Raw genomic sequence first — 23,898 nt, 5'->3', positions numbered from 1 at the left:
GTCGCCCGGACATCAGACGGCGTCGAACGTCCTCGCCACGGCCACCGGCCCTGACGGAACCGGTACACCCGTACAGCCACCGTCGATGCGGCCGGTGTCGAAGAAGCCGATGATGTCTCCCGTGCACTCCCGCAGCGCGGAGCCGTGCACATCATCGTCCACTGTGTACACCCGGCCCCCGACGATGGTTCGCGTCTGCAGCGTCCACTCGTACGGCGACGGCGTCTCCCAGCGGTGCCCGGACAGTACGAGCGAGCCGCCGCCCGGCTTGATCCGGAACGCCTGCACCGGCAGCGGCCAGCCGGCGCAGCCGGCCGAGAACCGCAGGGTCCGTCCGGTCAACGGGTTCTGCGCGAGGTTGCGCTGGTACGTGGCCCATGCGGTGTCGAAGTCGGCGCGGCTCGGATCCTCGTTGCAGAACGCGGCCTTGTTCATGGTCCGGTTCTGGCGTTCCGGGGCGTCGGCCGGCGGTGCCTGACCCGGCCCGTCGTCGCCGAGCACCTCCTTGACGGTCGGCGGTGCGGTCGGCCCGGTCGCCTCGCGCAGCTCCTTGAGGATCTGGCCCACGAGCGGCCACACCGGCGCGCTCTGGGCGGCGGCCGTCGCGATGAACCGGCCGTCGATCGGCTCCTCCAGATCGGTGAACCGGCGCGGGTTCGCGTCGTACGAGGCGCGCAGCGCGATGATCGTCGCCCGTACCTCATCGGCGGTGGCGCCCAGCCCGTAGGTGTCGTTGTTGGCGGCCAGCCATGCGGTCAGCCGCACGGCGGCATTGCGTTCACCCGCTTCGAGGCGACCCTTCTCGAAGGCCGGGATGTCGAAGCGCGGAATGGCGACGCTGTCCAGGAACATGCGGCCGACCTGCTGCGGGAAGAGCGTGCGGTAGACGACGCCGAGCCAGGTGCCCCACGAGATCCCCAGGAAGTGCAGCCGGGACTCGCCGAGCCCGGCCCTGATCCGGTCCAGGTCCCGCGCCACGTTGGCGGTCGTAAGCCGGCCGAGGAACGCCGGATCGGAACGCCCGCAGGCGCGCAGCTCGGCGACCTGTGCGTCGTAGATGCGGCGTGCGGCCGCCTCGGTCAACGGCCCGGGCGCGGGCGCCTCGACGCGCTCGCCCGGTGCGCAGTTCACCTTGGTGCTGTAGCCGACGCCTCGCGGATCGAAGCCGATCAGGTCGTAGTGCTCGTTGAGCCCGGCGGTCGAGTCGCCGCGCATCAGCACGTCGACCGGCATCAGGTAGCCGCTGCCGCCGGGGCCACCCGGGTTCAGCGCCATGCTGCCCAGCCGGTGTGCCTGGTCGCGCGCCTTGAGCCGGGTCAGCGCCACGGTGATCTGCTGCCCGTGGGGTATGCGGTAGTCCAGCGGAACACTGACGGTGCCGCATTGCAGCCGGCCCAACAGTTCCCGGAGCTGGGCCTGCCTCTCCTGCGGTGCCATCATCCGCAGCGTCTCCTCGGAGTACGCCGGACAGCTCTGCCAGGCGACCGGGGGCACCTGTTGCCCGGCGGAGGCCGGTGGCGCGGCGACGGCCAGCGCGGCGCCCGCGAGGAGGGTCGCGGCCAGCACGGCACCGGCCCGGCGGCCGATCGTGCGGGTATCGAAGGTATCCATGGATTTCACCGTGCGGGTGGGCCGGCGTCGGCCGCGTCCGTCCCCGGAGGTAACAGAACAATTGACCTGCGACGGATCCTCCGTACGCCGCCGCGTCCGTATGCTGCGGTCGATATGACCGGAGAACTGACCCGCGGCGTGCGCGCCGTCGCCGCTCGGCCCGCCGTCCAGGACGTGGGGCTGGCGGCGGGGGTGCTGTTGCTGTGTCTAATGGTGATCGCTTGGACCGGCCAGCCGAAGGACGTCGCGCAGGCCGGCGGGCCGTCGCTGTGGTGGATCGCGACAACGGTGGCCACGGTCGGCATCGCGGCGCGTCGCCGGTGGCCGCTGCCGATGCTCGTGCTGTGCACCTTGACCGTCGTGATCCATCTGGCGCTGCGCGTGGAGCTGACCGCCATCGACCTGAGCGCGCCGATCCTGCTCGCTACCGTCGCCGTGCGGTACTCGTGGCGGGTATCCGGCGCGGCGCTCGCCGTGCTGCTGACCCTTGCCACCGCCTCCAGCGGGTTCGCCGCGAGCCGGATCGACGGGTCCACGAAGGCGGAACGGTACGACGTGGATCGCCCCGACCTGTATCGCCCGTCCCCGGAAGCGCCGCGCCCGGACCTGCCGAAGCCGATGGTCGACAAAGCGGTCCGCAACATCTCGGGCATCGAGTGGAACGACCTGCCGGCGCTCATCATCACCCTCATCGCCTCGTGGGCCATCGGGTCCGGTGCGCGCAGCCGGCGGGCGCACCTGGACGAACTGCACGCCCATGCCGCCGACCTCGAACGCCAGGCGGACCAGCAGGCGGCCCTGGCCGTGGCGGCCGAACGCAGCCGGCTCAGCCGCGAGCTGCACGACGTGGTGGCGCACGGCCTGTCGGTGATGGTGATCCAGGCCCAGGGCGCCGCCGCCGCGCTGGAGAAGCGGCCCGAAGCGACCCGCACCGCGCTCGAGGCGATCGTCAAGACGGGACGCGACTCGCTGACCGACATGCGTCGCGTGCTCGCCACGGTGGACCAGGTCGACGACGCCTGGCGCCCGCAGCCGGGGCTGGCCGCGTTGCCCGCGCTGCTCGACCAAGTGCGCGAGGCGGGCACGCCGGTGCGGCTGCACGTAACCGGTGATCCGGTGCCGTTACCGTCCACTGTGGACCTTTCGGTGTACCGCATCGTTCAGGAGGCGTTGACCAACACGATGAAGCACGGCGGCGCCGACGCGCGGGCGGAGGTCGTTCTCTCCTATACGGACGAGAGCGTGGAGATAGCGGTGACCGACGACGGGACGGAAGTGATCCGGCTCGGCGCCGATCCGGGCGGCGGTAACGGGTTGCGCGGCATGCGGGAGCGGATCCGGCTCCTCGGCGGCTCGTTCGAGGCCGGGCGGCGCGCGAGCGGTTTCGGGATCCGGGCGGTGCTTCCGCTGCGCGGCGGCCCCCGATGATCGACCTGCTCCTGGCCGACGACCAGGTCCTGGTCCGCACCGGGTTCCGCATGATCCTGGAGAACGCGGACGACATGCGGGTCGTCGGGGAGGCAGGCGACGGCGCCCAGGCGGTGCGGCTCGCGCTCGACCTACGTCCCGACGTGGTGCTGATGGACGTGCGGATGCCCGGGCTCGACGGGGTCGACGCGACCCGACGCATCTGCGCCGAGAACGCGGTACGCCAGACCCGGGTCCTGATCCTGACGACGTTCGACCTCGACGAGTACGTCTTCGCCGCCGTGCAGGCCGGTGCCAGCGGCTTTCTGCTCAAGGACACGCTCGCCGCGGACCTGCTCTCAGCCATCCGGGTCGTCGCGCGCGGGGACGCCGTGGTGGCGCCGAGCGTCACGCGCCGGCTGCTGGAACGCTACGCCGACACCGGTTCGGCGGTCGCCGACACCGCCGTGCTGGACACTCTGACCGGGCGCGAACGCGAGGTGCTCGGCCTCGTCGCCAGGGGCCTGTCCAACAGTGAGATCGCCGGCCGGCTGTACCTGTCGGAGGGCACGGTCAAGACGTACGTCAGCCGGGTGCTGGCCAAGCTCGGCGTGCGGGACCGGGTGCAGGCGGTGGTGTTCGCATACGAGTGCGGGTTGGTGCGGGCCGGCTCCGGCTGAGCAGGTAGCGGGTGTGGGCTGGCCGCCATCCAGTTGGCGTGGACGGTTTCGTGAACGCGGTCTGCGTCGACCTGTTCCACAGCTGTCCGGACATGGAGTGCGCGATCACGTGCGGGATCGCCGGCGGCGTCCCGTATCCCACCGATCCCGACAGGCGCGTCGTTGTTTGCGAGGTTGCGGGCCAGGACCGCATGGACCGGGTTTTTGATCCGCGTCCGCTGCCGCACCAGATGCGCCCGCCGGCTCACCTGCCGCCTCAGCCCGTGGGTGCGCTCGTCGGCAACCACACGTCTTCACCGGGTTCGACACCACCACCCGGGCGACCTTCCGCCTTTCATACCGGGTACGAACGCGATCGAGTCGTTGAACGCCCGCTACCGACAGTCCTATCAAGGCGTCGCCGGCGCGACGACCGTGCCGTCGATCAACTGCTGGCGCGCCGCCTCCAGCTGGGCCCGCAGCGGCACGATGGCCGTCTCGTTGGACCCGGCGTACCCCACCCCGTCTATCTTGAGGTCGAACCGCTTCACCCCGCCGGCGCGATCGCCCTTGATGAAGCCCTGGATCTCCTGGAACACCGCGTTGTCCACGCGCTTGATCATCGAGGTCAGCACCACCGGCCGCACGGCGGCGTCCACGCTCAGGTACTGGTCGGAGTCGACGCCGACGAACGCGGCCCCGTCGACCGCGGCCACCGCCTGCAGCGCACCGGCACCGGAGCCCCCGGCCGCCGCGTAGACGATGTCCACCCCGGCGGCCAGCATGCCGGCGGCCACGCCGCGGGCCCGGTCCGGCACGCCGAACCCGCTGAAGTCCGGCGGCACGCTCAGGTAGTTGACGTCGACCACGATGCCCGGCTTGACCCGCCGCGCCCCGGCCGCGAACCCCGCCTCGAACTTCTGCAGCAGCGGATTGCGCACACCGCCGATGAACCCGATCCGATCGGTGCGCGAACGCAGCGCCGCGGCGACCCCGACCAGGTAGGAGCCCTGCTCCTCGGCGAAGACCAGGGAGACGACGTTCGGCGCCGCGAACGAGTCGTCGTCAACGATCGCGAAAGTGGTCTTCGGGAACTCCGCGGCCACCGTCCTCAGCGCGGAGCCGTACAGGAAGCCGACCGCGATCACCGGGTTGTTGCCCGCCTTGGCCAGCGCGCGCAGCACCTCGGTGCGTTCGGGGTCGGTGTCCGCCTTCGGGGCGGCCTCGGTGGCGGCGACGCCCAGTTCGTTCACGGCGAGGTCGAGCCCCGCCGCGGCGGCGTCGTTGAAGCTCTTGTCGCCGCGGCCGCCCGAGTCGAAGGCGAGCCCGACGCGTATCTCCTCGGTACCGAGGCCGGCGCTGACCGGGCCGGCGAGGGAGTCGTTCGTGGCGGTGCCGCAGCCGGCCAGCACCAGCGCGGTGGCGACGGCGGCGGCCGTCCTTCTCAAGCGCATGACGTTCCCTCTCAGTACCGGAACTGACCGACGGCTTCGCGCAGTTGTCGCGACATCCGGGCGAGCTCGGCGGCGGCCTGCCGGGAGCGGGTGACGTCCGCGCTCGCCCGCGACGCCGAGGCGGCGACCGCGCCGATGTTGTCGGCGATCTGCCCGGCTCCGGCCGCGGCCCCGGCCACGTTCAGGTTCACCTCGTCGGAGGTCGCCGTCTGCGCCTCGACCGCCTCGACGACGATGGCCTGGTAGTCGTTCATCCGGGTGATGAGATCCCGGAACCGGCCGATGGCGTCCACCGCCTGCCCGCCGTCGTCCTGGATGGCCTGCACCAGGCGGCCGATGTCCTCGGTGGCGCGGGCGGTCTCCTGGGCCAGCTCCTTGACCTCGCCGGCAACGACCGCGAAGCCCTTGCCCTGCTCACCGGCGCGGGCGGCCTCGATGGTGGCGTTGAGCGCGAGCAGGTTGGTCTGCGCCGCGATCGACGTGATGAGCTGCACGACGTCGCCGATCTTCGCCGAGGAGACGCCCAGGCTGTTCACGGTGGCGCCGGCCGCCTCCACGGCGCCGACCGCCTCGGCGGCCACCCGTGAGGCGTCCGAGGCGTTGCGGGCGACCTGGCGCAGCGCCTGTCCCATCTCCTCGGTGCCGGCCGCGACGGTCCGCACGTTGCGGCTGACCTCCTGGGATGCCTCGGCGACCGTGCCGGCCTGCGCGGAGGTCTCGACCGCGCTCGCCGCGAAGGTGCCGGCGACCTCGTCCAGTTCACCCGAGGTGCGGGCGAGCACGTCGGCCTGCGCGGCGACGTCGACCACGACCGCGCGGATCGCGCCCAGGGCGTCCTCCAGCGCGAGCGCCATCTGCGCCGGCTCGTCGTTGCCCGCGGTGGGCAGCTGCACGTCGAGGTCGCGTTGCGCGACGCGGCGCAGGGCGTCCCGGGCCGCCGCGACGGGCCGGACGATGCTGCGCGTGACGATGGCGGCCAGTGCGACGCCGAGCAGCAGCGCCAGCAGCGTGCCGGCGAGGACGGCGCGTTCGGACAGCTCCCCGTTGCGTGCGGAGGCGATGACGGCCGCCCGGCCACGATGGTCGATCGAGCCGCTCAACTGCTGGATCGTCCGCATGATCCGGTAGTAGCTGTTCCAGCTGTCGTACATGGCGAGCTGGTCACCGGCCCACAGCGCCTGGGAGGTGCCCGGCGCGAACGCCTGGTTCACCTTGTCGTTCAGCGCGAAGTAGGCGTTGAACTCGGCGCGCACCTGCTCGAACAGGCGCCGCTCCGGCCCGGTCATGTCGCCGGTGCGCACGGTCGGCAGGAATGCCTCGAACCGTTCGCGCTCCTGTTGCCAGCCCTTGAGGTTGACCGAGCCGCCGCCGAGGGCACGCGCGGCGCCCAGCCGGTGGATGTCGTAGATGTACGCGCTCTGCCAGCCGTTCAGGCTGGTGGCGTAGAACCTGGCCTCCGCCGTCTGGGTGGTGAGGATCTGCAGCCCGCGCACCTGCGCGGCCGTCTGGCGCTGGTCGCGGATCGCCGTGAAGGCGACGCCGGCCACGAGCACCAGTAGCCCGAGGACGGTGACGAAGGCACCCGCCAGCCGTGCCCCGATTCTGACCCGCCGCATAACCGCCCGCCCCCGTCGTGTGTCCCGCCGATATGCACATCGGACCGGTTCCACGCGAGATAAGACCGGACGACTATGAGCGGGGACACATACCGATGAAGTGGCGCCGGAACGCTCGACCGCGGTCGACGCTCATCGTGCCGATGCCGCGCGCGTTCAGCGCGACGGGTGTGCAGTCGGCGGCGAGGTTGTACCGGCTTCACCTGAACGAGGGCTCGTAATCGGCACGCGAGTGGGTGTGAGATGCGATGGTCCGTTCATGACCGGACGCGCGTGGGATGACGCGGAGGCGGAGCATCTCACGCAGGTGACCGCATTGGCGGAGCGGCTTGTGACTGCCGAGGACCCGTACGAGGCGGGGTTGGAGCTGTGGGGTCACGCGGGACGCACTGCGGGTGAACTGGCTGTAGGCATGCAACTGATCTGGGGCTTCCTCACCGACCGGGTGGAGTTGAAGCCGGAGGAAGGGCAGCAGGCGAGGGCCGAAATGCGACGGGCGGCACGTGAGTGGCTGGCACTCGATCTCGCCGACCGGGCGGCCGTGGAGGGGTATCTCGACTACTGGCTGCACGACGTGTGCGGCTACGACAGGTAGCGGCGTGGCCGGGCTCTGTCTCATGGTCCGGTGATCTTCGCGCTGCAACGATGCTCAACGATGATGTGGTGCAGGTGCCCTCGGCGTCGCATCCGGAGTGGATCTACCCGTTCAGCGGGCTGCGGCCGGCTCAGTTTCGCCGGCTGGCGCGTCTGGTCGCGGCGGGGCTGACGACTAGGGCCTGTCTCGTGGATCACGTCGAGCCGAGGCGAGGCTCAGGGGTCGGCTGGGTGTGCGCCGGGCGCGCCCGGATACCGGTGTCGTATCCGGGTGTGACCGGCGTGCGGCCGGGCGGCGTCTGAGTCCGCCGCAGGCCGGCGTGATCCACGAGACAGGACCTAGCCCGGCGGATCATTCGGCGGCCGCCGCGCGGCAAGATCGCGCCCGACCCGGCCCGCGACCGGATCGACTCACATGATTTCGGAGGCAAGTGCGAAACTGCTCCGACAGACAGCGAGTGGTGCTTGGAGTGTGACTGATGGACCTGCCGCCACCGGGACGATTCCAGATCCGGGTGCCGGACGAGGATCTCGCTGAGCTGCGGGCGCGGCTGGCCGCCACCCGATGGCCGACGGATGCCGCCGACGCCGGGTGGCGGTACGGCACCGGCCTGGCCGACCTGCAACGGCTGACCGCACTGTGGCACACGCATGACTGGCGCGCCACGGAGGCCCGGCTGGCGCGACATGAGCACATTCGGGTCGACTGCGGATCTCACGTCCTGCACGCCATGCGGGTCGGTGCCGAGAATCCCGCGGGTACGATCCTGCTCCTGCATGGCTGGCCGAGCTCGTTCCTGGAGATGATCGACCTGGCCGAATTGCTGGCCTTCCCGCGTGACGGCGGAGCCGCCTATGACGCGGTGGCCGTGTCTCTGCCGGGTTATGGGCTGTCGGATCCGCCGGGCATCCCCGGGCCGTCGAGCTACGACACTGCCGTGCTGCTGTTGCGACTGCTCGACGGGCTGAACCTGGAACAGGTCTGGGTGCACGGCTACGATGTCGCGGCCGGCTCGGCAGCGAGGATGGTGCTACTCGCGCCGGAACGGATCCTCGGCTACCACACCACTGAGCCAGGGATTCCGTCGGTGGCCCGGCTGGCAGAGGAACTGACCGAGCCGGAGCGGGCGTACCTGGCCTACGGCGATGAGTGGGAGGCTGACGAAGGCGGCTACCTGGCGATCCTGGGCACGCGTCCGCACACCCTCGCCTACGGCCTGACCGACAGCCCGGCCGGGCTGGCCGCCTGGCTGTTCGAGAAGTGGCACAACTGGACGCTTGCCCCCGGTGCGGAGTGGGACTGGGACGGACCGTTGACCAGGACGCTCCTCGACACCCTGACCCTGTACTGGGTCACCGGATGTGTCGCCGGTGCCAATCGCGACTTCCACGGCCGGGACCGCAACGGTGTGCCCTTCCGGACGACTGACCGGGTCACGTGTCCGGTCGGCGTCACCCTGACCACCCAGCTCATCGAACACGCACCCCGCGCCCTGGCCGAGCGGCTGTTCACGAACATCCGAACCTGGGCCGAACTCGGCCGGTGCGGCCACTTCGTCACCGCAGAAGCACCACAGCTCATCGCAGCGAGGATACGCACATTCACCGGCCCGCTATGAACCTCCTGCGACGCGGCGGCTGCCGCAAGGATCCTTACATCGGGTCGTGCTCGTCGTCGACGAGCAGTCCAACCCCTTCGAGGTCGGCTGTGCGTGTGAGATCTTCGGCGGCCCGCTCCGGCCCGAGGTCGGTTTCCACCTGTACGACCTGCGCGTGGTCGCCCCGCGCGCCTCGACCCCGATGCGCGACGCGTTGTTCAGCATCGCCGCGGTCGGCAACCTCGACGACATCGACGAGGCTGACACGGTGATCGTGCCCAACCGGCCGGACGTCGAGACGCCGGCCCGGCCGGCGATGCTCGGGGCCCTGCGCCGCGCGCACGCCCGCGGCGCTCGCCTGGTGGGTCTGTGTACAGGTGCGTTCACGCTGGCCGAGGCCGGTCTGCTCGACGGCCGCCGGGCCACGACCCACTGGGCCTTGGCGCCGGAGTTCCAGGAGCGCTTCCCGGCCGTGAAGTTGGAGCCGGATGTTCTGTTCGTCGACGACGGTGAGGTGCTGACCTCGGCCGGCAGCGCCGCAGCGCTGGATCTCGGGCTGCACATCGTCCGGCGCGACCACGGTGCCGAGGTCGCGAACCACATCAGCCGCCGGCTCGTCTTCGCGGCCTACCGCGATGGCGGCCAGCGTCAGTTCGTGGAGCGCCCGATCCCCTCGGTCGAGGACCGGTCCCTGACCACGGTGATGGCGTGGGCCCAGCAACGCCTGGACGAGGCGATCACGGTGGCCGATCTGGCCCGGCAGGGCCGGATGAGCGTCGGCAGCCTGCACCGGCGGTTCCGCGCCGATGTCGGCACCACCCCGCTGGCCTGGCTCACCGTCGAACGCGTGAGCCTGGCGTGCCGCCTGATCGAGCAGGGGCTCGAGGGCATGGACACCGTCGCGCAGAGCTCCGGGCTGGGCACGGGCGCCAACATGCGCGCGCTGTTCAAGCGCCACATGGGGGTGAGCCCACTGGACTACCGGCGTCGCTTCGCGCGTACGTGAAGCGCCGGTGCGCTGAGCGAGCTGATGTACACCGTCAAGCTCAAGAAGGGCCATGAACCGGGTCAGCTCATCTCGGCTCTGGGCGAGCGCACCGGCGGCCAACGGGTGACCGTCCTGACCGGCTACGACCAGACAGACCTGTGATGGCCGAGCCTCGCAGTCGACTGGTTCACCGGATACCGGTGCGGGTGCGCCACTACTGGAAGCTGCTGGCCACCTGCGCGCTGTTCCTGGGCGTCTGCGCCGTGGTGTTCAGCACCGTCCGGGTGGCGCCGCTGGTCACCAGCGCCAGGTGTCGGCATCCGGCTCAAGGGGCAGTACTGTCCACTGTGGACGGACACGACGCCCGGAAGGGTGCCGCCGATGTCGAACAGCTCCGCACGCTGATCCGGCAACGCACCGAACACCTCGCCACCGACAGCGTCAGCACGCCGCCCCGCCACACCGGTCGGGCGGCGTGCAGCGGCCCGACCGGACCGCCCGCCGGCACCGGCGCACCGTCGCCCACGACGACCCGACCGATCGCTCGACGCCGTAACGGCCTCTACCGTGCCCGGCCCTGCCGGTGCGGCACCACGGGGAAATACACCGCACACCCGGCCGCGTGCGCCGCGGCAGCCCGCATCGCCACGTCAGCGAATTCCGGTCGCACCGGCGCAACGTCGGCGCCGTCGACAACGGCACCGCCACGAACCGCTCCGCCCCGGCACGCGCGACCGGTGCGCAACATCCTCTCGACCTCGGAGGAGCGGAGCGCACCGGCCTCCCCAGATGTCAGAACTGTGCCACGTTCGTCGGGCCACCCTTAGGCATGACAGCGTTGTGACATAGCCTTTCAACCATTTTATGCGTTTTCCAAGGCCTTTTGCCCCTCATTTTGAAGCGGCGGTTACAGAGTTGGAATAGTCGAGAAATGTCAGAGTAATGACCCGCTATCAATCTGCTCTCACCTGCAGCAACCGGTTACCCATCGCTGGCGACGCCGGGCTGGGGCGCTCGCAACGTCGGCGGGTCGGCCCGGGACATGACATCCACACCATCCGTTGTGCCGCGACCCCGGCGGCACGCTTCCTTCCCAGGAACGGAGTTCCAATATGTCCACCACCAGCAAGCGGCTGCGCACGCTTGTGGCCACGGGCGCCTTCGCGACGACCGTCGCCCTCGTGCTCGCCGGCTGCGGCGCCCGCGTAGGCGACGACACGGGCGGCGGCAAGTCGAGCGCACGCAGCTGTGTCGACACCTCCGGCAGCACCGTCAAGCTCGGCTTCCTCAACTCACTCACCGGCGGCATGGCGATCTCTGAGAAGACCGTCTCCAACGTGCTGCACATGGCCGCCGATGAGATCAACGCCGCCGGCGGCATCCTCGGAAAGAAGATCCAGTACGTTCAGGAAGACGGCGCCACCGACTGGCCCACCTTCGCGGAGAAGACCGAGAAGCTACTCACCCAGGACTGCGTCGGCGCGATCTTCGGCGGCTGGACCTCGTCCTCCCGTAAGGCCGTCAAGCCGGTCGTCGAGAAGCACAACGGCCTCTTCTTCTACCCGGTGCAGTACGAGGGCCTCGAGGCGTCGCCGAACATCTACTACACCGGTGCGACCACCAACCAGCAGATCATCCCGGCGATGGACTTCCTCGCCTCCAAGGGGGTGAAGAAGCTCTTCCTCGCCGGCAGCGACTACGTCTTCCCGCGCACCGCGAACGCGATCATCAAGCTCTACGCCGCGAAGCTCGGCATCGAGATCGTCGGTGAGGAGTACGTGCCGCTGGACAAGGACGACTGGACCACCCAGGTGGCGAAGATCAAGGCGGCCAAGCCCGACTTCATCTTCAACACCATCAACGGCTCGTCGAACGTCGGCTTCATCAAGGCCTACTACGACGCCGGCCTCACCGCGGCGACGACGCCGATCATCTCGGTGTCCATCGCCGAGGAGGAGGCGCCGGCCATGGGCCACGAGGTGACCGGCCACTACGCATCGTGGAACTACTTCCAGTCGCTCAAGACCGACACCAACCAGAAGTTCATCGACAGCTGGAAGGCCTACCCGAAGAGCAGCGGCGTCACCTCCGATCCGATGGAGGCCGCCTACATCTCGCTGTACCTGTACAAGGCTCTGGTCGAGGCGGCCGGCTCGTTCGACGTCGACGCGGTGAACGCCGCGGCGAAGAAGAACACCATCACGTTCGCCGCACCGGAGGGCACCGTCACGCTCGACGGCGAAAACCACCACATCTCCAAGCCGGGCAACATCGGCCGGATCAACGCCAGCAACCAGTTCGACATCGTCTGGTCCTCCGGCACGTTCATCAAGCCCGACCCGTTCCTCAAGGGCTACGACTGGTTCCCGGCGAACATCCGCGACCAGCTCGTGAAAGCCGCGGGCTGACCGCCCATCCCTACCCGGACGCGGGGTTGCGTGTCGCACGCGGCAGGCAACCCCGCCCCCGCACAGAGAGCGAGAGCACGTGGACGCTCTGATCTCACCCCTGCTGAACGGCAGCGCACAGGGCGCGCTGCTCCTGCTCGCCGCGCTCGGCCTCTCGCTCACCTTCGGTCAGATGGGCGTGATCAACATGGCCCACGGCGAGTTCCTCATGATCGGCGCCTTCACCGCCTACCTGGTCCAGCAGGTCATCGGCTCCAGCGACCTGTCGATCCCCGTCGCACTGCCGGTTGCGTTCGTCGTCGCGGGACTGTTCGGCCTCCTGCTGGAGGTCAGCATCATCCGATGGATGTACCACAGGCCGCTCGACACCCTGCTCGTCACGGTCGGTGTCGGCCTGATCCTGCAGCAGGCGGCACTACAGATCTTTCCGTCCCAGGGTGTCCCGGTGGAGAAGCCGGGGTGGCTCAACGGGCAGGTGACCGTCTTCGGCTACGACTGGCCGCTGCGGCAGGTGTTCACCATCCTGCTCGCGACCGTCTGCGTCGCGGCGCTTTCGGTCTGGCTCAAGTCCACCGCGTTCGGCCGCCGCATCCGGGCGACCGTGCAGAACCGGGACCTCGCCGAGGTCACGGGGATCTCCACCCGAACCGTCGACCGCCTGACCTTCTTCGTGGGGTCGGGGCTGGCCGGGATCGCCGGAGTGGCCGCCTCGCTCATCGGCGGAACGAACTCCCAGATGGGCACGCAGTACATCATCCCGGCCTTTCTCGTCGTCGCCGCCGGCGGCATCGGCCAGCTCAAGGGCACCGTCGTCGCCGCGTGGGCAGTGGGCGTCGTCCTGTCGTACTTCGCCTACTGGACGACCGGCAGCCTCGCGCAGGTGCTTGCCTTCATCCTCGTGATCGTCTTCCTGCAACTGCGCCCGCAGGGCCTGTTCACGGTGCGAACCAGGAGTCTGGTATGACCAAGTTGAGGCCACGGCTCTCCCTCTTCGGCATCGGGGCGTTCGCCCTCCTGCTCCTCGGGGTCGCTCCCCTGTTGCTCACCGATCACTGGCTCGGCAACCTCGGCAAGTACTGCTGCTGGGCGATGGCCGCCGTCGGCATCGGCCTGGCGTGGGGCCGAGGCGGGATGCTCGTGATGGGGCAGGGGGTGTTCTTCGCCCTCGGTGCCTACTCGATGGCCATGCACCTCACGCTGGAAACCGCCGGTGACGGGGTCCCGGGGTTCATGGTGCTCTACGACCCGCTCGCGCCGCTCCCGGCGTTCTGGGAGCCGTTCCGCAGCGCGGCGTTCACCCTGCTGGCGATCGTGCTGCTCCCGGTGATCGTGGCGGGCCTCCTCGGCTACGCGCTGTTCAAGCGCCGCGTGAAGGGCGCGTACTTCGCGATCCTGACGCAGGCGCTGGCTGTCGCGCTCGCCACCCTGATCAGCTCCACGATCCGCGAGACCGGCGGCGACACGGGGCTCAGCGACTTCAAGTACTTCTTCGGTTTCGTGCTCGACGACCCGGCGAACCGGAAGCTGGTGTACCTCATCACGGCCGCGCTGCTGGTCGTGTGCCTGCTCGTGGTTCGGCAGCTCTACCGCAGCCGCTTCGGTGAACTCCTCGTCGCCACCCGGGACGCCGAGGAGCGCGTGCGCTTCCTCGGCTACGACCCGGCCAACGTCAAGCTCGTCGCCTTCGTCGGCGCGGCGCTGATGGCAAGCATCGGCGGCGCGATGTTCGTACCCATCGTCGGCATCATCACCCCGGCCGAAATCGGCGCTGCCGCCTCGATCCTCATGATCGCGGGCGTTGCCTTCGGTGGCCGCGCCTCGCTCTTCGGCCCCGCGCTCGGCGCGATGGCGGTCGGATGGGGGCAGTCGAGCCTCGGCTCCACCTGGCCCGACGGCTGGACCTACATCATCGGCGCGTTGTTCATCGTCGTCATCCTCTTCCTGCCGAACGGATTGTCGTCGGTGCTCGCCAGGTTCACGGCAGCGCGCCGGAGCCCCGGCGAACAGCCGGCAGCCGCAACCGCCACCCTGCAGCTCGAGGAGGCGAAGTCGTGACCGATGCATCGCTCGTCGTCACCGATCTCCACGTCGAGTTCTCGGGCTTCGTCGCGGTCGGCGGCGTCTCCTTCGACGCGCACCCCGGCGAGGTCCGGTTCCTCATCGGCCCGAACGGCGCCGGCAAGACGACCTGCATCGACGCCATCACGGGGCTCGCTGCGGCCACCGGTTCGGCGAGGCTCGGCGAGCAGGAGCTGCTCGGCAGGCCGGTGCACAAGATCGTCCGGCTCGGGGTCGGCCGCACCTTCCAGACCGCGAGCGTCTTCAACGAACTCTCGGTACTGCAGAACCTCGACATCGCCGCGGGACGCCACCGCCACTGGGCCGCGCTGCTACGGACCCGGCGGGACGTCGACCCCTCGATCGTGCAGGCGCTCGAGGAGACCGGACTCGCCGACGAACTGGCCACGCCGGCCGGCATCCTGTCGCACGGCCAGAAGCAGTGGCTGGAGATCGCGATGCTGCTCGTGCAGGACGCGAAGGTGCTGCTGCTCGACGAGCCCGTCGCCGGCATGAGCCAGGACGAGCGCACCGCGACCGGCGAACTCCTGCAGCGGGTCGCGGCGAAGCGCATCGTGCTGGTGGTCGAGCACGACATGGACTTCATGCGCCGCTTCGCCACGCGCGTGACGGTGCTGCACCAGGGCAAGGTGCTCTCGCACGGCACGGTGGCCGAGGTGCAGGCCGACCCCAGGGTGCAGGAGGTCTACCTGGGCACCGCGGGAGCCGCGACCACGGCCGCCATGTCGGTCGTGCCCGATGTGTCAGCGGTCGGACTCGCAAGCTCGCCCGCAGTGTCAGCGGTCGGACTCGCAGGCTCGCCGCAGACTGCGGCCGGGACGCAGCAGCAGGAGGACTGACATGCTCGAACTCAACGACATCGAGGCCGGCTACGGGCGCACGCGGGTGCTGCACGGGGTAACGGTGCCGGCAGGAAAGGTCGTGGCCGTGCTCGGCCACAACGGCGCCGGCAAGACGACGCTGCTGCGTGTCGCGATCGGGCTCATCAAGCCGACGAAGGGCCGCGTGTTCTTCGACGGCGAGGACATCGCCTCGCTCGCCCCCAACAAGCGGGTCGCTCGCGGCATGGCGTACGTGCCGCAGGGTCAACAGGCGTTCAGCCAGCTCACCACGCTGGAGAATCTGCAGCTCGTCGCCGACGGTCGCCGGCGTGGAAAGGCCCTTATCGACGCGCAGCTGGCTCGCTTCCCCGCACTGGAGCAGTTCGCGGCCCGGAAGGCGGGCCTGCTCTCGGGCGGGCAGCGCCAGCAGCTCGCCATCGCCCGCGCCCTCATCACCGAGCCGAAGTTGCTCATCCTCGACGAGCCGACCGAGGGCATCCAGCCCACGATCGTCGCCGAGATCGAGCACACCATCGTGCAACTGGCCGGCGAGGGCATCAACGTGTTGCTCGTCGAGCAGCACATCGGCTTCGCCCTCGATGCTGCCGAGCATTACGTCGTGCTCGCCTCGGGCTTCGTCACACACACCGACCAGGGGGGCTCGGCAGCCGTCTCCACCGTGCGAGCCGCCATGGCGATCTGAGCCGATACAACCGGCTTCCCCGCCCGCAACAGGGTCGTAACACCGGACCGGGAGGATGCCCACCCCAGGTGCCTTAGGGGATGCCACTGTGTCGACGGACAACGCGCGCGCTGCCGCGGAGGACAGCCTCGAGGACTACGCCTTCCGCTATGTGCCGCGTACTTTCCGCCGCTGGAGCGCGGCCTCCGTGGGAGCGACCGCCCTCGGGTCCATCGCGTTCCTCGCCGATTTCTCGATCGGCGCGAGCGTCGGCATCGACCACGGCACCGCCAACGCGGTGCTCGGCATCCTGTTCGCGTCGGTCGTCATCGTCATCGTCGGCGTGCCCGTCGCCTACTACGCCGCCCGCTACAACCTCGACCTCGACCTCATCGCCCGTGGCTCCGGATTCGGCTACTACGGCTCGATGATCACGACCGTGGTCTTCGCGGGCTTCACGTGCATCTTCTTCGCCCTGGAGGGCGCCATCATGGCGCAGGGTTTGCAGGTGGCGACAAAGATGCCGCTGTGGCTCGGCTATCTCATCTCGACCGTCGTCGTGATCCCGATCGTCATCTACGGCATGCGCGCGCTGGAGCGCCTGCACTTCTGGACCACGCCCCTGTGGCTCGCCCTCGCCCTACTGCCGCTGCTGTGGGTCCTCGTCTCCGACCACGAGGCGGTGCGCGCCTTCACGTCGTTCACCGGGAAATCCGACGGCTCGGTCAGCTTCGGCGCCGTCGTCTCGAGCGCGGCCGTGTGCTTCGCCCTCACCCCGCAGCTGGCGGAGCAGATCGACTACATCCGCGCCATGCCGCCGCGCACGCCGTCGAACGCCCGCTCGTGGTGGACATCGTTCGCGTTCTCCGGCCCGGGTTGGGTCATTTTCAGCGGCACCAAACAGGTGATCGGGGTGTTTCTCGCCGTCTACCTCCTCGTGAAGGTCGAACCCGCTCTCGGGCACCAGGCGACCGAACCGGTCAAGCAGTTCGTCGGGATGTACCAGGCCCTTGTCCCCAACTGGCTCGCGATCATCCTCGCCCTCGGGCTCATCGTGGTCGCACAGGTGAAGATCAACGTGACGAACGCGTACTCGGGCTCGCTCGCGTGGTCGAACGTCTTCACCCGACTGGCCAAGCACTACCCGGGTCGCACGATCTTCGTACTGTTCAACCTCGTGATCGCATACGCGCTCATGATGCTGGACGTCTTCACCCTCCTCTCCTTCGTGCTGAGCCTCTACGCGAACGTCGTCATGGCGTGGCTCGTGACGATCGCCACCGATATCGCGATCAACAAGTGGGTGCTGCACATCTCGCCGCGCTTCCCCGAGTTCCGTCGCGGCATGTTGCACGACTGGAACCCGGTGGGGCTCGTGTCGGTGGGGCTCGCATCGGTGCTGTCGCTGCTCGCGTTCGCCGGGCTGCTCGGCGCCGCCGTCAAGCCGTTCTCGGTGCTCATCGCGATCGGCGTCGCGTTCGTCGCCACGCCGGTCACGGCCCTCGCCACGCGGGGGCGTTACTACCTTCGCCGCCGCTCTGACGGCATCGACTCCCCGCTGTTCGACGACGACGGCAACCCCTCCGGCGAGCGGCTCCGCTGCCATGTCACCGGGTATACGTTCGAGCGGCCGGATATGCTGGCCTCGGCCGAGCGGGGGCCGCACGGCGAGGTGCAGTACGTCTCGTCACTGGCGCTCACACTCGACGATTCCGATCGCTACGTGCTCCCGCCGGAAGCCACCAGGCCGCCGCACCGGGCGGCCTCTCGAGGGAGGGGGACGTGATGGCGGAGTCGGTCGACACCGCGACCGCTATTCTCGCGAGCGCCGCGGTGCTGCTGCGCGAGCAGACGTTCGACGACATCTCCTATCGTGCCCTCGCCGACGAGGTCGGTATCTCGGAGCGCACGATCTACCGCCAGTACCCCACACGCGCGCACCTGCTCGCCGCACTCTCGGACTGGATCGAGCAGACCTGCTTCCCGCTCCCGCCATTCGTGACCGTGTCCGATTTCCGCGCCGCCGTGCACGAGCGCTTCCGCGCCTACGACGCGTCGCCCGCCTATGCGTACGTCGGTGCACGGGCGTCCGCGATATCGCCGACGCTCGACGCCGAGCCGGCCTACATCACGCGGGCGATCGAAGCGATGCTCGACGTGACGGCGCCGACTCTCAACCGACGGGATCGGCGGCGGGTCGCCGCATCCCTGCGCTACTTCTCGTCGGCGATGTTCTGGGCGCGGCTGCGTACGGGGTTCGACCTCGACGCCGGCGAAATCTGCGACGCGTTCGACCGCGCCACCGACACCGTGCTCGCGAGGCTGCCCGACGCGACGACGGCGCAGCCGTGACCGGGTCGACGGCCGTCCCGGCGTTGGGCGGCACGCAAGCGGCGATCCTCGCCGCCTACGCCGAACTGATCGAGGAAGTAGGCAGCGACGACGTGTCGTTCCGGCTCATCGCGCGCCGGGCCGGAATCGCCGAGCGCACGGTCTTCCGCAACTACCCCACGCGGGTCGATCTGCTGCTGGCGACTGCAAGGTGGATCGAGGCGACGGTGTTCGTCCGCGAGGAGTCGCACTCGATCTTCGACATTCCCCTCGCGATCCGTGACGCGATGCAGCGGTACGACGCGCGACCGGAGCTCGCGCACGTCGTCGCCGAGGCGGCAATGCGCGGCGTGAGCGGCGCGGCGCCGTCGCTCGGCCGGGTGCACCTCGAACGGCTGCTGGATGCCGAGGTGCCATCCCTCGACGCGGCGCAGCGCAGAGCGGTCATCGTGGCGCTTTCGCACCTCGACTCCGCCGCGACCTGGGTGACGTTTCACCGCGAGTTCGGCATGGACCGGCGTGACATCGCCGACGCAGCCGCGTGGGCGGCGGAGGCGGTGCTCGACAGCATCCGCGACCGAGTCGCCCCGTAGGCACCACGCCGGCCTCAGCGCGTTACGGCGCAACCACCGAGCCGGCCGCGACTCCTCCACGAACTCGACCCTGCCGATTTTGATGTTCCCCGGGTATGTGGCGCCGATCGACGCCGGGGTGATGGTGTGAGCGTAGTACCTGTGCTCGTACTCGATCGGTGGCATGGCACCGATCGAGGTGTGAGTCCAAGCGTTGTTGTACCAGGAGATCCACTCGTAGATCGCGATCTGGTCTGGGCCCTCGTTTTCCACGGCCCACCGCGGTGGATCGGTTCGGCCTTGAACGTGCCGTTGAGCGCCTCGGCCATCGTCGTGCGCCGCCGGCTGCCGTGCCGCCCGTTCCTCCAGCGTCGCGTGCGGCACGGTCTCCTGCCGCCGGGCCAGGTCCGCCCGTACTCCGTCGAGGACTTCCCCGAGAACGGTCACCGCGGCCCGCCGCTGTCGACGCCGAGCGCGTGGCGGAACGTCCCGGTCGGATCCCACCGCCGTTTCGCCCGCTGCAACCGTGGATAGTTGGCGCGGTAGTACAGCTCGTGCCAGGCCACGCCGGAGGTGTTCCACGCGGGGTCGCGCAGGTCGACGTCGGCGTAGTTGATGAGGGCGCCGCCGGAGACAGGCACCCCGCCGGACTCGGCGTAGACGTCGCGATACAGGTTCCGCAGGAACGCGATGTGCGTGGCGTCCTGCGCCGCGTCGGTCCATTCGCTGACGTACAGCAGCATCAGCACACCGTCACGGTGCGGATCGGCCGTGGCGTCGGACGCGACGGCGTTCACCCGGCCGCCGTGGGGCGCGATCAGCACGCCGCTGCCGGGATGCTGATAGTCGGGACGGGTCAGCGCGCGGTGCAGGGCCTGTGCCTGCCCGTCGGTCAACGCGGCGCGGTGCACCGCCGACTTACCCTTGATCCGCCGCCCGGACGGCCGGTCCGCGAAACCGCTCCACCGGGTGGCGAGCAGCCACGGCAGCCGGCGGCGTTCGGTGACGGTGAACGCGGGGACGCCTTCGCCGACCGCGCGCAGGAATCCGTCGAGCGTCGCGTCCGCACCGGCCCCGGCGGCGACCTGCACGTTGAGCGCGACCGCCCCGCCCGAGGCGTGGAACGTCGCCAAGTGGCTGTACACCTCGGTCCCCGGCCCGCCGGGAGCGTTGTGCGCGGCGTACCAGCCGCCGTAGTTGCGCAACAGCCGGACGAACGCGTCCCGGTCCAGCGCCGGCCATGGCCAGATGACGGTGGCGACCAGCACCTCGCTCGGCGGGGTCGGCAGCGCGTGCCGTGGCACGGCCGGTGTGCCCGGGGTGCGCAGCCAGTACCTCGTGACCACCCCGAAGTTTCCGCCGCCACCACCGGTGTGCGCCCACCACAGGTCGTTCGCGGGGTCGCCGGCGGCCCGGGTGGCGCGCACCGTCCGCACGTCGCCGTCCGGGCCGGCCACCACCACCTCCACGGCATCGAGGTGGTCGACGGTCAGCCCGAACATCCGGTTCAGCGGTCCGTAGCCGCCACCGGCGAAGTGACCGCCGACGCCCACGGTCGGGCAGGAGCCGCCCGGGATCGTGACTCCCCAGCTCTTGAAGAGCCGCTCGTAGACGTTCTCCAACCGGGCGCCGGCCTCGACGGCGAACGCGCCGCGCGCGGCGTCCCACGTGACCCGGTCCATCCCCGACAGGTCGACGACGAGGTCCACGTCGGGACCGGCGACGAAGTCCTCGAAGCAGTGCCCGCCGGAGCGCACGGCGGGGCGGCGCCCGGTGCGTACCGCCCGCCGGACGGCCGCCGCCACGTCACCGGTGCCACCGGCGACGTGGACCTCGGCGGGGCGGCCGACGAAGCGCTGGTTGATCCCGCGGGCCAGATCCGGGTACTGCGGGTCGCCGGGGCGCACCACCGGGGACTCGACCAGCGGCGGCGACGCCTGCGCGGGCACGGCGCCGGTGACGGTCAACGCTCCGCCGGCGGCCAGGCCGCCGAGCAGCGTGCGACGGGTCGGGTTCATGCGACGGTCTCCTTTTCCGCGAACGCCCGCACCACTGCGGCGATCCGCTCGGTGTCGTACTCCTCGACCAGCACGGAGTCGCCCACGACAACGGTCGGCACCTTCGCCACCGCGGCACGCGAACGCCGCACCAACGCCCGCACGTCCTCGGTTCCCTCACCGGTGGCGAGGAACCGCGTCACCCGCCCGGGGGCCAGGCCGGCACGCGTCGCGCGGTCCGTCAGCACGCCGGCGTGCGACACGTCAGCGGCGTCGGTGAAGTACGCGGCGAACAGCAACTCCTCCAGCGTCCGCTGCGCCACCTCGCCGTACTCCCGGCCGGCCAGCCACAGCAGCCGGTGCGCGGCGAGGGTATTCGCGGCGAGGCCGGCGCGGTTGCGCAGCACCAGCCCCATCCGTGCGGCGTAGGCGGTCACCGCGGTGTCCATGCGGGCGGCCCGCTCGGGGCCGTACTTTCCGGCCAGCCATCGCAGCATCGGCATCGGTCGCTGCGGCTGTTCGCCGTCGATCTGGTACGGGTGGCGCACCACCTCCACCGTCAACGGGGCGATCCGGCGCAGCGCCTCCTCGATGCGCCGTTTGGCGATATAGCACCAGGGACAGGAGACGTCGAGAAACACGTCGATTCTCATGGTCGCGCTCCCGCACGGCCGGTCCGCACATCGTAGGACGGGCGCGTGTTCACGGTCTCGACGTCGAACGCCCCGGTGTGTGCGTACCGGTGCGAGATCGCGGCCAGTTCCGCGGCCGGGATGACGTCGTGCACGTGCGTGAAGCCGTCGGGTGCGCGCTGTGCGGCGAGGGTGATCACCTGTTCGGGACCCATCCGCCGGCCGGCCTCCTGCAGCGCGGTGGTGATCGGACGGCGTTCCCGCTCGTAGCCGCGCAGCGCCCGGGTGACGTCCGGGTCGCCGGCCAGGTGGGCGGCGAGCACCCGGGCGTCGAGCACGGACTGGGTGGCACCGTTGGAGCCCATCGGGTACATCGCGTGGGCGGCGTCGCCGAGCAGGGTCACCGGCCCGAACGACCACCGCGGCAGCGGTTCGCGGTCCACCATCGGGTACTCCAGGCCGGTGCCGCACGCGCGGACCAGCGCCGGCACGTCGAGCCAGTCGAAGCTCAGGTCGGCGAAGGCGTCGAGGAACGCCTCCGGCGGTACCGGGCGGTTCCAGTCGGCGCGGCGCGGGCGTTCCTCCTCGCCGGCCGGGCGGGCCAGCGCCCAGTTCATCAGTACCGTGCCGGCGGGGTCGAGGCCGGTCATCGGGTAGACCACGGCCCGGCGCCGCTCGTCACCCGCGATGATCATCGTGTTGCCGTCGAGGAACGGCCGGCGCCGCACCGCGCCGCGCCACACGAGCAGGCCGTTCCAGGGCGGCTCGCTCTCCCGCGGATACAGCACGCCACGCACGGCGGAGTGGATCCCGTCGGCACCGACCAGCACGTCCGCGTCGACGGTGGAGGTGTCGCCGGCGGACGAATGCTCGACCTCCACCCGCACACCCGTCCCGACGGTGAGGTCGCGGACCCGGCAGTCGGTGCGCACGGCGTCGGCGCCGAGACGTTCCCGCACGGCGTCGTGCAGCACCGACTGCAACAGTCCACGATGGACGGACAACTGCGGCCACCGGTAGCCCGCGGCGAGGCCCCTCGGCTCGGTCCAGATGAGGTTGCCGTGCCGGTCGTAGTACGACAGCGCGCCGGTGCGCACCGAGACCTCGACGAGCCGGTCGCCGAGGCCGAGTTCGAACAGTTCGCGCACGGCACTGGGCAGGATGTTGAGACCGACGCCGAGGGGGTCGATCCGCGGCGCCGCCTCCAGGAGCCGCACGTCGCGCAGCCCGGCCGCGTGCAGGCTCAACGCGAGAGTCAGCCCGCCGATGCCGGCCCCGGCGATGACGACCCTCATACCCGCACCCCGCCGTCGCGCTGCCGCGGGACCGCCGGCGTCCCGGTCGGCCGCCCCGCCCGCCCGCCGCCGACCAGTCCGGAGTTCTGCCGGGTCAGGTCGATGATCTGGCGCAGCAGTTCGACGCTCGCGCCGCCGCTGCCGACCGGATACAGCCGCAGGTCCGCCTGGTACGCCTGGCGGGCGATCCCGAGGTGCCGGCCGCGGAACACCACGACGGTACGCAGCAGCCGGAACAGCGACTCGGCCCCGCGGCGCAGCACCGGCGTCTCGTTGACCCCGGACGGCCCGTAGGCGGCCAGCAGCCGGCTCACGGCCGAGGGTCGGCCCTCCCACCGGGCGTAGTAGTGCCGCCAGCGCGGCAGGCTGTAGGGCACCGAGTCGCGGATGAACTCCTCGTAGTCCGGGCTGCCCAGGTCGGAGGCCCAGATGACCTGGTCGACCAGCCACAGTGGCACCTGCGCGGCGGCGGGGCCGAGCAGCACCTTGCCGTCGAGGGTCACCTCCTCGAAGTAGGCGCGCAGGACCCGGGCGAAGAAGACCGGGCTCACCTCGCGCAGCACGAGGTCGATCGAGTCGACCATCGCGCCGAGGCGGGTGGTCAGTGCGTCCAGCAGTGGCGCGAACCGGTCCTCGCCCGGCGCGGTGTCGGACAGTTCGTCGCACAGGTCCAGGCCGTGGCGCAGGGCCGGGAAGACCATCCGGACGGACTCCTGGAGCACGGACTCCTGCGGGTCGCCGGTGTACATGCGCTGCCGGTGCCCGACCGGGTTCCAGGTGGTGTAGTGGTGCACGGTGTCGCGGGGCACCATCTCCGTGCGCCGCCCGAGTTCGCGTAACACCGGGACGACCTCCGGCACAGCCGAGGCCGGTTCGGTGCCGTGCCGCTTGATGGAGCCGAGGAACATGCCGAGGTCCCGCATCGCGGCCAGGCACTCGTCGACGGAGTAGGTCTCCACCTCGTCGAGGCCGGGAGTCAGGACGCGCAGGGCGTTGGCGAGCGCCGGCACGTCGGCATTGTGGTTCATCGCGCGCAGGTGCTGGCAGGCCTGGTCGGCCGACAGCGGGTCAAGGCCGCGCACATTGGCGATGCGGCTCAGGGTCGACAGGTCGGTCAGGTGTGTCGTGTGCATCTCTCTCCTCGTGTTCGTTCG

21 protein-coding genes are annotated in these 23,898 nt (G+C 70.3%); 14 read left to right on the top strand and 7 right to left on the bottom strand.

Translation table 11 applies throughout. The features are described from left to right. Positions 1–12 precede the first annotated feature (12 nt). On the bottom strand, positions 13–1,611 hold the full coding sequence (locus tag Val02_RS36230; RefSeq protein WP_203903820.1) for an alpha/beta fold hydrolase: 1,599 nt from the start codon (positions 1,609–1,611) through the stop codon (positions 13–15). Positions 1,612–1,725: 114 nt separating this feature from the next. On the opposite strand from Val02_RS36230, the gene Val02_RS36225 reads away from it, so the two are divergent. Further along, a complete protein-coding gene (locus Val02_RS36225) occupies positions 1,726–3,039 on the top strand; it encodes a sensor histidine kinase (protein ID WP_203903819.1) in 1,314 nt (437 codons plus the stop codon). Continuing rightward, complete coding sequence (locus tag Val02_RS36220; RefSeq protein WP_203903818.1) at positions 3,036–3,698, top strand: response regulator; 663 nt, start codon at positions 3,036–3,038, stop codon at positions 3,696–3,698. Before Val02_RS36225 ends, Val02_RS36220 begins: the two co-directional genes overlap by 4 nt. 389 nt (positions 3,699–4,087) lie before the next feature. On the opposite strand, the gene Val02_RS36215 is transcribed toward Val02_RS36220, so the two are convergent. Together Val02_RS36215 and Val02_RS36210 are read right to left on the bottom strand one after the other, a co-directional pair. After that, positions 4,088–5,131 (bottom strand): BMP family lipoprotein, encoded by a 1,044-nt coding sequence (locus tag Val02_RS36215; RefSeq protein WP_203903817.1) that lies wholly within the window; start codon positions 5,129–5,131, stop codon positions 4,088–4,090. An 11-nt stretch (positions 5,132–5,142) separates the two neighbouring features. Further along, positions 5,143–6,747, bottom strand: a complete 1,605-nt coding sequence (locus Val02_RS36210) for a methyl-accepting chemotaxis protein (protein WP_203903816.1) — start codon at positions 6,745–6,747, stop codon at positions 5,143–5,145. 259 nt (positions 6,748–7,006) lie between these two features. Between Val02_RS36210 and Val02_RS36205 the strand changes: the two genes are divergently transcribed. The 12 genes from Val02_RS36205 (at position 7,007) to Val02_RS36150 (ending at position 18,841) form a co-directional block, all read left to right on the top strand. After that, positions 7,007–7,342 (top strand): hypothetical protein, encoded by a 336-nt coding sequence (locus tag Val02_RS36205; RefSeq protein WP_203903815.1) that lies wholly within the window; start codon positions 7,007–7,009, stop codon positions 7,340–7,342. 50 nt (positions 7,343–7,392) lie between these two features. After that, positions 7,393–7,644, top strand: a complete 252-nt coding sequence (locus tag Val02_RS48750) for a hypothetical protein (RefSeq protein ID WP_373318000.1) — start codon at positions 7,393–7,395, stop codon at positions 7,642–7,644. A gap of 176 nt (positions 7,645–7,820) precedes the next feature. Further along, entirely contained in the window at positions 7,821–8,960 is a 1,140-nt protein-coding gene (locus tag Val02_RS36195; protein WP_203903814.1) for an epoxide hydrolase family protein, read from the top strand. A gap of 46 nt (positions 8,961–9,006) precedes the next feature. Beyond that, positions 9,007–9,945: a GlxA family transcriptional regulator gene (locus Val02_RS36190; RefSeq protein ID WP_239153604.1), complete on the top strand. Its 939-nt coding sequence runs from the start codon at positions 9,007–9,009 to the stop codon at positions 9,943–9,945. A gap of 1,094 nt (positions 9,946–11,039) precedes the next feature. After that, positions 11,040–12,335 (top strand): urea ABC transporter substrate-binding protein, encoded by a 1,296-nt coding sequence (urtA, locus tag Val02_RS36180; RefSeq protein WP_203903813.1) that lies wholly within the window; start codon positions 11,040–11,042, stop codon positions 12,333–12,335. Between the two features lie 79 nt (positions 12,336–12,414). Further along, positions 12,415–13,299, top strand: a complete 885-nt coding sequence (gene urtB / locus Val02_RS36175) for an urea ABC transporter permease subunit UrtB (RefSeq protein ID WP_203903812.1) — start codon at positions 12,415–12,417, stop codon at positions 13,297–13,299. Then, the gene (gene urtC, locus Val02_RS47790) at positions 13,296–14,390 is read left to right on the top strand and encodes an urea ABC transporter permease subunit UrtC (protein WP_239153603.1); all 1,095 of its coding nucleotides are present in this window, start codon (positions 13,296–13,298) and stop codon (positions 14,388–14,390) included. The genes urtB and urtC overlap by 4 nt, the downstream gene beginning before the upstream one ends. Next, complete coding sequence (gene urtD, locus Val02_RS36170; RefSeq protein WP_239153602.1) at positions 14,387–15,253, top strand: urea ABC transporter ATP-binding protein UrtD; 867 nt, start codon at positions 14,387–14,389, stop codon at positions 15,251–15,253. The genes urtC and urtD overlap by 4 nt, the downstream gene beginning before the upstream one ends. A 1-nt stretch (position 15,254) precedes the next feature. Beyond that, the gene (locus Val02_RS36165; RefSeq protein WP_203903810.1) at positions 15,255–15,938 is read left to right on the top strand and encodes an ATP-binding cassette domain-containing protein; all 684 of its coding nucleotides are present in this window, start codon (positions 15,255–15,257) and stop codon (positions 15,936–15,938) included. A gap of 88 nt (positions 15,939–16,026) precedes the next feature. Beyond that, the gene (locus Val02_RS36160; RefSeq protein ID WP_203903809.1) at positions 16,027–17,703 is read left to right on the top strand and encodes a purine-cytosine permease family protein; all 1,677 of its coding nucleotides are present in this window, start codon (positions 16,027–16,029) and stop codon (positions 17,701–17,703) included. Then, positions 17,703–18,269 (top strand): TetR/AcrR family transcriptional regulator, encoded by a 567-nt coding sequence (locus Val02_RS36155; RefSeq protein WP_275415644.1) that lies wholly within the window; start codon positions 17,703–17,705, stop codon positions 18,267–18,269. Before Val02_RS36160 ends, Val02_RS36155 begins: the two co-directional genes overlap by 1 nt. Further along, entirely contained in the window at positions 18,266–18,841 is a 576-nt protein-coding gene (locus Val02_RS36150) for a TetR/AcrR family transcriptional regulator (RefSeq protein ID WP_203903807.1), read from the top strand. The genes Val02_RS36155 and Val02_RS36150 overlap by 4 nt, the downstream gene beginning before the upstream one ends. 422 nt (positions 18,842–19,263) lie before the next feature. Here Val02_RS36150 and Val02_RS36145 read toward each other — a convergent pair whose 3' ends face one another. From Val02_RS36145 to Val02_RS36130, 4 genes are read right to left on the bottom strand one after another with little or no spacing between them, the layout of a single operon-like run. Then, complete coding sequence (locus Val02_RS36145; RefSeq protein ID WP_203903806.1) at positions 19,264–20,838, bottom strand: FAD-binding oxidoreductase; 1,575 nt, start codon at positions 20,836–20,838, stop codon at positions 19,264–19,266. Beyond that, positions 20,835–21,470: a DsbA family oxidoreductase gene (locus Val02_RS36140; RefSeq protein ID WP_203903805.1), complete on the bottom strand. Its 636-nt coding sequence runs from the start codon at positions 21,468–21,470 to the stop codon at positions 20,835–20,837. Before Val02_RS36140 ends, Val02_RS36145 begins: the two co-directional genes overlap by 4 nt. Continuing rightward, entirely contained in the window at positions 21,467–22,744 is a 1,278-nt protein-coding gene (locus Val02_RS36135) for a flavin-dependent oxidoreductase (RefSeq protein ID WP_203903804.1), read from the bottom strand. The genes Val02_RS36140 and Val02_RS36135 overlap by 4 nt, the downstream gene beginning before the upstream one ends. Continuing rightward, a complete protein-coding gene (locus Val02_RS36130) occupies positions 22,741–23,877 on the bottom strand; it encodes a monodechloroaminopyrrolnitrin synthase PrnB family protein (protein WP_203903803.1) in 1,137 nt (378 codons plus the stop codon). The genes Val02_RS36135 and Val02_RS36130 overlap by 4 nt, the downstream gene beginning before the upstream one ends. Positions 23,878–23,898: the final 21 nt, after the last annotated feature.

Source organism: Virgisporangium aliadipatigenens (assembly GCF_016863615.1).
In the GTDB taxonomy this organism is placed as follows: Bacteria; Actinomycetota; Actinomycetes; order Mycobacteriales; family Micromonosporaceae; genus Virgisporangium; species Virgisporangium aliadipatigenens.
The sequence above is the reverse complement of the archived record's forward strand: the minus strand, read 5'-3'. Positions and strand labels throughout refer to the sequence as shown.